Here is a 13,243-nt window from a genome sequence, read left to right as displayed (position 1 = left end):
GATTGTCGACAATATCCATATACGGTGAAACTTAGAGTGCAAATACAGTTGGGGAAATACCAACCCCACGTTATTGGGTGAGGTTGGAATCTGAGGGACCCAGTTCGACTGTTACTTTAGGAAGCCTAACTCGCGCATTAAGTCACCCATTTGCTGCTCTTGCTCTTCAAGGAACGCGAAGAACGCTTTGTCCGCCTTGTAGTTGTCTATCCAACCATTGCGGTCACGGACGACTTGCCATTCGTCAGTGTTGTACATTTTGGTAAATGCTGCATTCCATTCATCCAGCTTTTCTTGGCTAGTACCTGGTGCAGCAAAGAATCCACGCCAGTTAGCGAAGACAGTTTCGTTACCATATTCTGTTAGCGTAGGAATGTTTGGTGCGGCTTCTAGGCGTTTTGGTGCAGTTACCGCTAGCACTTTGACTTGACCAGATTTTGACATCTCCAGTACTTCACCTAGGCCCGTAGAGAGCAGTTGAGTTTCGCCTGAAAGAAGGGCTGCCATGGCTTTACCGCCCGCATCGTAAGCGATGTAACGAACTTTACGCGCATCAAATCCTTCGCCTTTAAATGCGGCGGCAACGACGAGGTGGTCCATCGAGCCACGAGCAGAGCCACCTGCAATTTTCACTTTGCGAGGGTTAGATTCAAATGCTTTTACTACGTCTTCCCAAGAATTGTATGGCGAATCAACAGAGGCTACGATGGCACCGTAATCCGCAATGGTGGCTGCAACGGGAGTGAGATCTCTAAAGGATTGAGGGAAAATACCTGTTAGAGAGCGAACGACGATCGGTGTTGAATTCACCATCAGCGTATCTTCTTGGCGATCTGCCGTTTCAATCAAGTGCGCAATGGCTTTACCGCCGCCGCCACCAGAAAGGTTTTGGAAAGATACCGTCTCAACGATGTCTGATTTAAGTAGCACATCACCTGTACCTCGTGCGGTCATGTCCCAGCCGCCACCGGCACCTCCAGGGATCAAGAAATGCATTTTTTCTACATCAGCAGCAAAAGCGTTAAATGAAAATGAAGCTGCGATGATCGATGCGGCGAGCGTTGGTTTGATTACCTTTAACATGTTCACGTTCCTTATGTTGGTGACTCTATTTTTAGATGAGTCTTATTTTTGTTTCAGCTTTTAACTCGAACTGGATGCTGATGTGTCAAAGGTTAATCAAGTGTTAAATTGATGTCTTTAAAACGTCGATAAAGAGAATATTGAGCATAACGGATATTTTGTTCATAAAGTTCACGCTGAAAAATTGGTTGCACATCACGCGTGCGTGCTAACAATTGCGTCATAATGGAATGACATCAAACGAATAAGGAAACAGAGAATGAAAGGGACATGTTTGTGCGGCGCTATTGAAGTGATCGCAGATGCTAAGAATGAAGTGAGTCTATGCCACTGCTCGATGTGTCGAAAATGGTCGAGTGGAGCACTCCATGCTGTGCATTGTGGTCCTAACGTAACGTTTAAGGGGGCCGAGCCAAAGCGTTATCAATCGTCTGACTGGGCGGTGAGAGGTTTTTGTGGCGAATGCGGCACAAACCTTTTCTATCATTTGTTACCGACAGGCGAGTACATTCTCTCCGCTGGTTTGTTCGACAATCCAGATTTCAAACTCTCATTAGAGATCTTTACCGATGAAAAGCCCGCGTATTATGACCTCAATCCCACCTCACAAAAGATGACATCGCAGCAAGTTTTTGAGCAATTTTCACCTAAAGAATAGCCTTTTGTATCCTTAATTGTTCGACGGCTTAATTGTTTTTCTTTTATATCATAATGTTAAGAGGTGTTTAGTTGTCGACAATTTTCTTTTTCCTTCGCAATTACCCCTCCATTTAGCTCGTAATAGATGATTTTCATCGATTTAAATTACGACCTTAGTCTAAATTGTCGACAATTTACTTGATTGTCGACACTTTGATCGACTACTTTATATTCAGGTTAAGAAATTGTAGACATTTTGATGTCGGTAACGTGAGTATCTGAGTATGAACTCTGAGTTGAAAACTCGTTATAAAGTACTGGGTTCTGAGAAAGAACACACCAAGTCAGAAACACTGACAGAAACACTGATTGAAGTCATTGTGAATGGCGATGTTAAGCCTGGTCATAAAATCTCGGAGCCTGAACTGGCGAAGAAATATCAAGTCAGCCGGGGCCCTTTGCGTGAAGCATTAATGCGTTTAGAGGGGCTAGGGCTCATTGAACGTATTCCTCATGTCGGGGCTAGAGTGACCACTTTTTCTCCAGAAAAGCTGATAGAACTCTATGCGGTTCGCGAAGCGCTAGAAGGTATGGCGGCAAGGTTAGCAGCGCGACATATTACGCAAGAAGAGCTCTTGAGCTTGGAAATGCTATTGTCGACACATTCTAAGCACATTGATCAAGTGGAAGGAGCCTCTTACTTCCATCAGCATGGAGATTTTGATTTTCACTATCGCATCATCCAAGCAAGCCGAAACAGCAAGCTGATTTCTCTGCTGTGCGACGAGCTTTACCACTTGTTACGCATGTACCGCTATCAGTCACCGCGCGCGCAATCTCGTCCAAATGAAGCGCTGACTGAACACAAATTTATTCTGGAAGCCATCCGTAATCGAGATGAAGAGCTTGCAGAAATGTTGATGAGACGACACATCTCAGGAAGTCGAAAGCTCATCCAATCGCAAATTATACATACAGAAAGTTTAGACAAAGACTAGAAGGAATTCGTCATGAGCTTAACACCGGGAGCGAAGTTCAGACTCGCCATTGAACAAAACAATCCGCTGCAAATTGTCGGCACCATCAACCCTTACTGCGCCATGATGGCGAAAAACTTGGGGCATCAAGCGATTTATTTGTCTGGCGGCGGTATTGCAAACGCGTCATACGGATTGCCGGATCTCGGTATTACAACATTGAACGACGTACTGGTCGATGTTGACCGTATCACTAACGCGTGTGATTTACCGCTATTGGTCGACATCGACACCGGTTTTGGAGGTGCATTTAATATTGCTCGCACGATCAAAGCAATGGAAAAGGCGGGTGCTGCTGCGGTTCATATGGAAGATCAAGTCGCACAGAAACGTTGTGGGCACCGTCCGAACAAAGCAATTGTGAGCCAGCAAGAGATGGTTGATCGCGTAAAAGCCGCGGTTGACGCACGCAATGATGAAAGCTTCGTGATTATGGCTCGTACAGACGCGCTAGCTGTTGAAGGTATGGACAGTGCAATTGAGCGTGCGATTGCGTGTGTGGAAGCTGGCGCAGACATGATCTTCCCAGAAGCGATGACCAAGCTGGATCAGTACCTTCAGTTCTCAAACGCACTTGAGCAAGCAACTGGAAAGCACGTTCCTATTCTGGCCAACATTACCGAGTTCGGCGCAACGCCACTGTACGGCTGCGACGAGCTTGCAAAAGCGAAAGTCGATATGGTGCTTTACCCGTTAAGTGCGTTCCGTGCGATGAACAAAGCCGCTGAAACGGTTTACAAGCATTTGCTAGAAGTGGGCAATCAGGAAGCTTTGGTTGATTCAATGCAAACACGCAAAGAGTTGTATCAGCACCTGAACTACCACGATTACGAAGACAAACTTGACCAGCTATTCTCTGAAGGAAAATAGCTGGAAAAGAAAAGATAGACGGAAGCCCAAGAAAAGATAATCGGAATTTATCTAATTCAATAACGTGAAATTCGTCTGGCTAAAAAACGCTCCAAAGAGGGCAAAGCCAGACAGAAAAGGAGTTCAAACAATGTCTCAAACTGCAGAAAAAAAAGCAGAGTTAGGTGGTGCAGGCCTACGCGGTCAAAGCGCTGGAAGCACAGCTTTATGTACTGTCGGAAAAACGGGGACCGGTCTGACTTATCGCGGTTACGATATTACTGACCTTGCCAATAATGCTCAATTTGAAGAAGTTGCACATCTTCTGTTACGCGGTCACTTACCAACTCAGAAAGAACTGGATGCGTACAAGACACATCTCTTAAACCTTCGCGGCTTACCAACTGAGCTTAAGCAAGCGTTAGAGCTTATTCCTGCTACTGCTCATCCAATGGATGTGATGCGCACTGGTTGTTCTGTGTTAGGAAACCTAGAGCAAGAAATGAGCTTCGATGAGCAATTGCATTCGACGGAACGTATGCTGGCGCTTTTCCCAGCTATCATCTGCTACTGGTATCGTTTTAGTCACGATGGCGTTCGTATCGATACAGAAGATCAAACCGAAGACTGCATCGGCGGTTACTTCTTGCGATTGCTTACAGATAAAGAGCCATCAGCGCTACACAAGCAAGTGATGCACTGTTCCTTAATCCTTTACGCTGAGCATGAATTCAACGCATCAACTTTTGCAGCGCGTGTTTGTGCATCAACGTTGTCAGACATTCATTCTTGTATCACGGCAGCAATCGGTACGCTTCGCGGACCACTTCATGGCGGCGCAAACGAAGCAGCGATGGAAATGATTGAAGATTGGCAAACGCCAGATGAGGCGGAAGCGAACATCATGAAAATGCTGGCCAACAAAGACAAGATCATGGGCTTTGGCCATGCCATCTATCGCGAAAGTGATCCTCGCAACGCGTTGATTAAGCGCTGGTCGAAAGAGCTGTCACAGCAAGTCGGTGATACACATCTATATGCTGTTTCTGAGCGTGTAGAGTCAGTGATGAAGCGAGAGAAAGGTCTGTTCTGTAATGCGGACTTCTTCCATGCATCGGCTTACCACTTCATGGACATTCCAACCAAGCTGTTCACACCAATTTTTGTGATGAGTCGTTTAACGGGCTGGGCGGCACACGTTTATGAGCAACGTGCCAATAACCGCATCATTCGCCCAAGTGCTGATTACACGGGCCCAGACCATCAAGAATGGGTACCTATCGAGAATCGCTAGCGCGAAGGTCAATTAGGGCACATACGCTTTGATTGACCACCTCCTTCCTTTGTACCTCTCTCTGACAGAGGAAGGAGCTCCTCTCATCACGATGTTTCTGGAGCAATGGAAAAACGTTGATGAAGGCAAGATGTACAGACTGAATGGAAGCAAACCATGAACACAAATATTAATACCCAATATCGTAAGCCGCTTCCGGGAACTCAACTGGATTACTTTGATGCACGCGAAGCCGTCAATGCCATTTCTCCTGGAGCCTATGAAAAACTCCCTTACACCTCCCGCGTACTAGCTGAGCAACTGGTCCGTCGCTGTGAACCGAACACATTGACGGATAGCCTAAAACAGTTAATTGAACGTAAACGTGATCTTGATTTTCCTTGGTATCCAGCACGCGTGGTTTGTCATGACATTCTTGGTCAGACCGCTCTAGTCGATTTAGCGGGTCTGCGCGATGCTATTTCGGATCAGGGTGGCGATCCTGCAAAAGTGAACCCTGTGGTTGAGACTCAATTGATCGTTGACCATTCTTTAGCGGTTGAGCATGCGGGCTTTGAACCTGATGCCTTCGACAAAAACCGCGCGATTGAAGAGCGCCGTAATGAAGACCGATTCCACTTTATCGAGTGGTGTAAAACAGCGTTTGAAAACGTCAGTGTGATTCCTGCGGGTAACGGCATCATGCACCAAATCAACTTGGAGAAAATGTCTCCTGTGGTGCAAGCGAAGCAGGGTATTGCCTACCCAGATACCTGTGTGGGTACGGACAGTCATACGCCTCACGTAGACGCCCTCGGTGTTATCGCGATCGGTGTTGGTGGTCTGGAAGCTGAAACCGTAATGCTTGGCCGACCATCAATGATGCGTTTACCTGATATTGTCGGTGTAAAACTAACGGGTAAACGTCAACCGGGCATTACCGCAACGGATATTGTCCTCGCGATTACTGAGTTCCTACGTAACGAGCGTGTGGTCTCTTCATATCTTGAATTCTTTGGTGAAGGTGCACGCGATCTAACGATCGGAGACCGTGCAACCATTTCCAACATGACACCAGAATACGGCGCGACAGCTGGCATGTTTTATATTGATGAGCAGACCATCAATTACTTGAAACTAACTGGTCGTGATGAACAGCAAGTTAACTTAGTTGAGAAATACGCAAAACAAACCGGTCTTTGGGCTGACGATCTAGATACTGCCGTTTATGAGCGTGTACTGGAATTCGATTTATCATCAGTAAGTCGTAACATGGCCGGCCCGTCAAACCCTCACCGCCGTTTACCAACATCGGAGTTGGCGCAGCGTGGCATTTCTGGTGCGTGGGAAGAGAAAGAAGGCGAGTTGCCAGATGGTGCAGTGATCATCGCTGCTATTACCTCATGTACGAATACCAGCAACCCAAGAAACGTCGTCGCTGCTGGCCTTGTCGCGAAGAAAGCCAATGAGCTCGGCCTTGTACGTAAACCTTGGGTGAAATCGTCTTTTGCTCCGGGTTCTAAGGTAGCGCGTCTTTACCTGGAAGAAGCGGGCTTATTACCAGAGTTAGAAAAGCTTGGCTTTGGTATCGTCGGTTACGCATGTACCACTTGTAACGGCATGAGTGGCGCGTTGGATCCAAAAATCCAGCAAGAGATCATTGATCGCGATTTATATGCGACAGCCGTTCTGTCTGGTAACCGCAACTTCGATGGCCGAATCCATCCTTACGCAAAACAAGCTTTCCTTGCATCACCACCATTGGTTGTTGCTTATGCGTTAGCGGGTACCATTCGTTTTGATATCGAGCGCGATGCTCTGGGTATTGACCAAAACGGTAAACCAATTTACTTAAATGATTTGTGGCCAAGTGACGAAGAGATCGATGCAGTTGTCGGCAAACACGTTAAGCCAGAGCAGTTTAACCAAGTTTACATCCAGATGTTTAAGCTCGATGACGCAGAGAAAAGCTCTAGTCCGCTTTACGACTGGCGTCCGATGAGTACCTACATTCGCCGTCCACCTTACTGGGAAGGTGCGCTGGCGGGTGAAAGAACACTGTCTGGCATGCGTCCATTGGCGATTTTGGGCGACAACATCACGACTGACCACCTGTCACCATCCAACGCGATCATGGCGAGCAGTGCTGCAGGTGAATACCTTGCCAAAATGGGCGTTCCGGAAGAGGACTTCAACTCTTATGCGACTCACCGTGGTGATCACTTAACGGCGCAACGTGCGACCTTTGCTAACCCGAAACTATTTAACGAAATGGTGAAAGAGAACGGTGAAGTGGTTCAGGGTTCTCTAGCGCGAATCGAACCAGAAGGCCAGGTTGTACGCATGTGGGAAGCGATTGAAACCTACATGAATCGTAAACAACCATTGATTGTTGTCGCCGGCGCGGATTACGGTCAGGGTTCATCTCGTGACTGGGCAGCAAAAGGTGTTCGTTTGGCAGGCGTAGAAGCCATTGTTGCTGAAGGCTTTGAGCGTATTCACCGTACTAACTTGGTTGGCATGGGCGTACTGCCGTTGCAATTCAAACCAGGTGTAAACCGTAATACGTTAGAACTGGATGGTACGGAACTTTACGACGTAGTTGGCGAGATTAAACCGGGTGCGGATCTGGCCTTGGTTATCACGCGTAGCAACGGCGATAAAGTTGACGTTCCTGTTACCTGCCGCCTAGACACCGCTGACGAAGTTCACGTGTACAACGCAGGTGGTGTTTTGCAGCGTTTCGCGCAAGATTTCTTGGCGCAATAAGGAGTGGGTATGGAAAGCAAAACTCCGAATCAAATGAGCCAAATCAAAGTGCCGGCGACGTACATGCGTGGCGGCACAAGTAAAGGTGTCTTTTTCAACCTCGACGATTTGCCACAAGAAGCGCAAGTGGCTGGAGCCGCGCGTGACAAGCTGTTGTTACGTGTTATCGGCAGCCCGGATCCTTACGCGAAGCAAATCGACGGTATGGGTGGTGCAACCTCCAGCACCAGTAAAACAGTGATTGTTTCACGCAGTAGCCGTGACGATCACGATGTTGACTACTTGTTCGGACAAGTATCCATTGATAAGCCATTTGTGGATTGGAGTGGGAACTGCGGTAACTTGTCTGCCGCAATTGGACCTTTTGCTATCCATGCTGGACTGATCCCACAAGATCGCATTCCAGAAAATGGAATTGCGACTGTCCGTGTCTGGCAGGTGAACATCAGCAAAACTATCTTGGTTCATGTGCCGATTGTGAACGGATTCGTGCAAGAGACCGGTGAATTTGAACTTGATGGCGTGACGTTTCCGGCCGCCGAGATTCAAGTTGATTTCGTTGACCCTTCTGATGGCGAAGGCAGCATGTTCCCAACAGGCAACTTAGTCGATGATTTAGTGGTACCGGACGTAGGTACGTTTAACGCCACCTTTATAAATGCGGGCATTCCAACCATTTTTATTGATGCTGAATCGATTGGTTATCAGGGCACTGAGCTACAAGACGATATCAACAACGATGATGCAGCATTGGCGATGTTCGAATCTATCCGTGCGCATGGCGCATTAAAAATGGGTCTGATTTCTGATTTAGAAGAAGCTCAAACACGCCAGCACACACCGAAAATTGCGTTTGTTTCTAAACCGAAAAGTTACCTGTCTTCAAGTGGTAAAGCCGTTAATGAGTCGGATATTGATGTGCTCGTTCGCGCGCTGTCGATGGGCAAACTTCACCATGCAATGATGGGAACAGCAGCTGTTGCTATCGCTTCAGCGGCGTGTGTACCGGGTACGTTGGTTAACTTGGCTGCTGGTGGAGGTGAAAAAGAGTCAGTGACTTTTGGCCACCCCTCAGGAACGTTAAAAGTTGGAGCACAAGCGAAGCAAGCTGAACAGGGCTGGGTGGTACACAAAGCCATCATGAGCCGAAGTGCGAGAATACTAATGGAGGGATTTGTGCGTGTACCCTCTGATGTCTTTGAGTGAAAAGAACGGTCTTTGAATAGAACGAGAGCAATGTCAGGACATACTGGAGGAAGCAATATGTCTTCATACGAAAAAGAATACTTATGGGCGAAGAATGAACCGGAGAGTTTTTGGCGCGCTCAAGCGGAGAATATCGATTGGTTCGAATCTCCTAAAACCATCTTGAAATCTGATGAGAATGGCATAGAACGTTGGTTTCCAGATGGAGTAATGAATACGTGCTGGTTAGCATTGGATTACCATTGCGAGCAAGGACGCGGTGATAATACGGCACTCATTTATGACTCGCCAGTAACCGGCAATAAAACCACGTATACCTATAGTAACCTGCGTGACCAAGTGGCAAAAATTGCCGGCATGCTGTCTGCGCAAGGCGTTGAAAAAGGCGACCGAGTCGTTATTTACATGCCGATGATTCCAGAAGCCGCAATGGCGATGCTAGCCTGTGCGCGTTTGGGGGCGATTCACTCCGTTGTATTCGGTGGTTTTGCACCTAATGAACTTGCTGTACGAATTGAAGATGCAGAGCCGAAAGTCATCATGACGGCGTCGTGTGGGATTGAGATCAACAAAGTTATTCCATATAAGCCAATGGTAGACAAGGCCATTATGGACAGCCGATGGAAGCCTGAAAAAGTATTTATATTCCAGCGTCCTGAGTGCGAAGCCGATCTAAACCAAGAAAGAGATCTGGATTGGCAGCAAGAGTACAACCAAGCGTTGCCACACGGTTGTGTTCCGGTGTTGGCAACCGATCCACTCTACATTCTTTATACTTCGGGTACGACAGGTAAGCCAAAAGGCGTTGTGCGTGACAACGGTGGCCATGCCGTCGCGATGAAGTACTCTATGAGCGCAATCTACAACATTCCTCAAGATGGCGTATTTTGGGCGGCATCTGATGTTGGCTGGGTAGTAGGGCACTCTTACATTGTTTACGCGCCACTGATTCACGGTTGCACAACAATCCTATTCGAAGGCAAGCCCGTCCGAACACCTGATCCTGGCGCGTTCTGGCGAGTTTGTGACGAATACAAAGTAGATGCGTTGTTCTCTGCCCCGACAGCGTTCCGTGCGATCAAGAAAGAAGACCCAGAAGGTGAGTTTTTAAAACAGCATGATCTCTCTAAATTGAAAACCATCTTTATGGCAGGAGAACGCCTTGACCCTCCAACACTGGAATGGGTTCAGAGCAAAGCAGACAAACCCGTTATTGACCACTGGTGGCAAACGGAAACGGGTTGGGCTATCGCGGGCAACCCAACAGGTGTTGAAATGATGCCCGTTAAAGCGGGTTCTTCGACGAAGCCAATTCCGGGCTATCAGGTCGAGATTCTGAATGAACTTGGAGAGTCGGTCGGGCCTAACCAACAAGGCTTTGTCGCATTAAAACGTCCGCTGCCACCGAGTTGTCTGCCAACGGTTTGGCGTAACCATGACCGTTTTGAAACCGGTTACCTCAGCCAATTCCCTGGCTACTATGTGTCAGGTGATGGGGGCTATCTGGATGAAGACGGTTACCTGTTCATTATGGGACGTATTGATGACGTGATTAATGTCGCGGGGCATCGTTTATCGACAGGCGAAATGGAAGAAATTGTCGGTGGTCATCCGGCGATTGCGGAATGTGCAGTGGTGGGTATTCACGATGATCTGAAAGGGCAACTCCCACTTGGCTTTGTGGTACTGAAAGACGGCGTAAAAGTGGACGAGCTTGATCTTGAAGGTGAGCTTGTTGGCAAGGTACGTAGTGAGATCGGTGCGGTTGCCTGCTTTAAGCATGCATTGGTTGTGGATCGCTTACCGAAAACACGTTCGGGTAAAATTCTGCGCCGAACCATACGTCAAATAGCCGATGGTGAAAAATACACCGTTCCGTCAACGATTGATGACCCAAGTAGCTTGAACGAAATTGAACGAGTGTTAAGACGTTAATTAAAACTCAATTCTAACTAACCCCTGATCCTCGAACTCTGTAGGTTGGTTCTGCCTCTGTACGCTTATTAAGTACAGGGGCTTTTTTGCTTGTAGATCGCGTAAACGTCTCGTGCAGGCAATTTTGTGACTTGCCAATACGGCATTTTCCTCACAAACTACAGCCATTCAATTTTTAGTGACCCTTTGTATGACCACGTTTGTAATTAAATCTGCGTGTTTTAGCGACCTTGAGTCGCTCAACGACCTTATGTTTGATCTGCATGATGAGCATCATCTTCAATCTCCTGAGCTGTTCAAAACTGCAGAGGAGATAGAGCAAGAAAAAAGTATTGCTCGATACATTGATGATCCTGAATGCCTTGTTTATGTAGCAAAACAAGGAGATGAAATGATTGGTTTTATCTCTGGCCATTTCTGTGAACTGGTTTCTACTGTCAGTCAGCCGGTTATGATGGGAAGTGTGGATGAGCTCTATGTATTACCTGAGTTTCGGAAACAAGGCACGGCTCAAGCATTGATTAACAAAATTGAGTCAACGTTCTCTGATTACGGTGCAAAACAGATGTTTGTTGAAGTATGGCACTTTAACCAGGGTGCAATCTCTTTGTATGAAAAACAAGGGTTTGCACACCATATTCACTATCTAAGAAAGCCGTTGAGCTAATGGCCATGCTTAATTTTAATATTGTGATACACATTCTAGCGAATTGAAATCATTCAGTTCGTCAATAGACTTTTCTCTATAAGTTGCTCGCAATGTTAGTAAATTAATATGCGCCCACATTGGTATTGGCGTTTTTGTCTGCTTGTTTATTAGTAGCACGAGGATCGTGCTTACAAAAACAAGAGGACAATATTTTGAAACTAACAAAATCGTTACTTGCGTTGGCTGTTTTGCCAATGTTCGCAAGTGCTGATGATTTGTCACAGACACAAAATCACACTATACAACCCCAGATCGTAGGCGGCATCACTGCTGATCCTAGTGAGTGGAGATTCTACACCCAAATTGTTAGCCGTTATGGTAACCGATCATATTGTGGTGCCAGCTATATTGGGAATGGCTATGTCCTGACTGCGGCCCACTGTGTCGAGGGTGATTCACCGAATCAGATTGCAGTTAAAATCGGTGGCGTCGTTTACAATGGCACTGACGGTGTTCGAGCTAACGTCAGTGAAATCCACATGCACCCGGCATATCGCCGAGCAACGCTTTCTCACGATCTCGCAGTCTTAAAGTTAGACTCTGTACCTCAAGGTGTTGCTGCGGTTGAAATTGCCGATGGCAGTCTAACGCAATACGCCAGCATCGGAGATTGGCTTACAGTCGCAGGTTTAGGGAGAACCTCTGAAGGAGGAAGCTCTCCATCTCGGTTGCAAGAGGTTGACGTTCCACTCGTGTCAGACACGACTTGTCGTCAAGCCGGTGGCAATTACACAACCGTTGGAGAAGTGTCATTCTGTGCGGGAATTCCTCAAGGTGGGATAGATTCCTGTCAGGGAGATAGCGGTGGCCCAATCGTTATTAATCGTGGTGGCGTAATTACTCAACTTGGCGTGGTCAGTTGGGGGATAGGTTGTGCTCGTCCGGGTATGTATGGTGTTTATAGCGATATCGCCGCCATGCGTAATTTTGTTAATGGTGTCATTGGCACGACTACACCTCCGAAAGAGAATGTTTCTATTGGGTATACCACCGAACAGACATTGGCATCATTTAATGTTGGCGAGTTGCAGCAACATAGTTTTGTTATCAAAAATTCAGGTAACACGACATTCACTGTAGAAAACGTTCGCGCGTTTGCTTCTGGCGTTGCTGATGCTGCCGTTATTACAAATGATCAGTGTTCTCAGGCGACGTTAGCAATGAATGCAAGCTGTCGTGTCGATGTCGAATTTGGAGCAGCTCAGGCGGGAGAAGCAAGAGTTGCTTTGAACTTCAACGTTGATAAGACCAGTACACAATATCAGGCGCTAGTGTCGGCTCAAGCGAAAATAGTGACAACGCCTCCAACAGATAACTGTGCAGCAGAATGGCAAGCGAGTACGGTGTATCTCAAAGGGGATAACGTTACTTGGAATGGCAAAGTGTGGCAGGCGCAGTGGTGGACTCAAGGCGATAACCCAGCAGACTCTGGACCTTGGGGTGTTTGGCAAGAAGTTCGCGACGCACATTGCAAGTCTAACTAACCATCAAGCATTCAAAAGCTGATTCGTTGGTGACTTGAGGTAGAATTCATTCTTGGTTTCAACGAACAGCGCATAGTTATCATAAGCAGGGTTTATTGTTTTCGAATAATAAGCCCTTTTTTATTGTTCCAACTTTGAGAACCCATAAAATGTGTATGACTTTATCCTGACGCTACCTTCATATAACTGGCAGAATTGCGATCAACATTTCATATTTTGTCTGATTTTTGTCAGGTTTGCATTAAATTACTCTCCAATG

General features: G+C 46.9%; 10 protein-coding genes. 9 read left to right on the top strand and 1 reads right to left on the bottom strand.

Going from position 1 to position 13,243, the window contains the following annotated elements; genetic code table 11:
- Positions 1 to 111 precede the first annotated feature (111 nt).
- Positions 112 to 1,083, bottom strand: a complete 972-nt coding sequence (locus OO778_RS09240) for a tripartite tricarboxylate transporter substrate binding protein (RefSeq protein ID WP_005395072.1) — start codon at positions 1,081 to 1,083, stop codon at positions 112 to 114.
- Positions 1,084 to 1,342: 259 nt separating this feature from the next.
- Between OO778_RS09240 and OO778_RS09235 the strand changes: the two genes are divergently transcribed.
- The 9 genes from OO778_RS09235 to OO778_RS09195 all read left to right on the top strand — a co-directional run bounded on the left by OO778_RS09235 (position 1,343) and on the right by OO778_RS09195 (position 12,984).
- Positions 1,343 to 1,741: a GFA family protein gene (locus tag OO778_RS09235; RefSeq protein ID WP_053807462.1), complete on the top strand. Its 399-nt coding sequence runs from the start codon at positions 1,343 to 1,345 to the stop codon at positions 1,739 to 1,741.
- A 265-nt stretch (positions 1,742 to 2,006) separates the two neighbouring features.
- Positions 2,007 to 2,720, top strand: a complete 714-nt coding sequence (locus OO778_RS09230) for a GntR family transcriptional regulator (protein WP_005395069.1) — start codon at positions 2,007 to 2,009, stop codon at positions 2,718 to 2,720.
- Between the two features lie 12 nt (positions 2,721 to 2,732).
- On the top strand, positions 2,733 to 3,629 hold the full coding sequence (gene prpB / locus OO778_RS09225; RefSeq protein WP_005395068.1) for a methylisocitrate lyase: 897 nt from the start codon (positions 2,733 to 2,735) through the stop codon (positions 3,627 to 3,629).
- Between the two features lie 130 nt (positions 3,630 to 3,759).
- A complete protein-coding gene (gene prpC / locus OO778_RS09220) occupies positions 3,760 to 4,902 on the top strand; it encodes a 2-methylcitrate synthase (RefSeq protein ID WP_012841784.1) in 1,143 nt (380 codons plus the stop codon).
- A 156-nt stretch (positions 4,903 to 5,058) separates the two neighbouring features.
- Positions 5,059 to 7,650 carry a Fe/S-dependent 2-methylisocitrate dehydratase AcnD gene (gene acnD / locus OO778_RS09215; protein WP_104969420.1) on the top strand — a complete coding sequence of 864 codons (2,592 nt, stop codon included), beginning with the start codon at positions 5,059 to 5,061 and terminating at the stop codon, positions 7,648 to 7,650.
- A gap of 9 nt (positions 7,651 to 7,659) precedes the next feature.
- Positions 7,660 to 8,856, top strand: coding sequence for a 2-methylaconitate cis-trans isomerase PrpF (gene prpF, locus OO778_RS09210; RefSeq protein WP_264909321.1), 1,197 nt, complete (start codon positions 7,660 to 7,662; stop codon positions 8,854 to 8,856).
- A 57-nt stretch (positions 8,857 to 8,913) separates the two neighbouring features.
- Positions 8,914 to 10,791: a propionyl-CoA synthetase gene (locus tag OO778_RS09205; protein WP_192943693.1), complete on the top strand. Its 1,878-nt coding sequence runs from the start codon at positions 8,914 to 8,916 to the stop codon at positions 10,789 to 10,791.
- A 190-nt stretch (positions 10,792 to 10,981) separates the two neighbouring features.
- Complete coding sequence (locus OO778_RS09200) at positions 10,982 to 11,458, top strand: GNAT family N-acetyltransferase (protein ID WP_074191292.1); 477 nt, start codon at positions 10,982 to 10,984, stop codon at positions 11,456 to 11,458.
- A 194-nt stretch (positions 11,459 to 11,652) separates the two neighbouring features.
- Entirely contained in the window at positions 11,653 to 12,984 is a 1,332-nt protein-coding gene (locus OO778_RS09195; RefSeq protein ID WP_074191293.1) for a trypsin-like serine protease, read from the top strand.
- Positions 12,985 to 13,243 lie beyond the last annotated feature (259 nt).

Source organism: Vibrio sp. STUT-A16 (genome assembly GCF_026000495.1).
Lineage (GTDB): Bacteria > Pseudomonadota > Gammaproteobacteria > Enterobacterales > Vibrionaceae > Vibrio > Vibrio diabolicus.
This window is presented reverse-complemented; position numbering and strand designations above follow the sequence as displayed.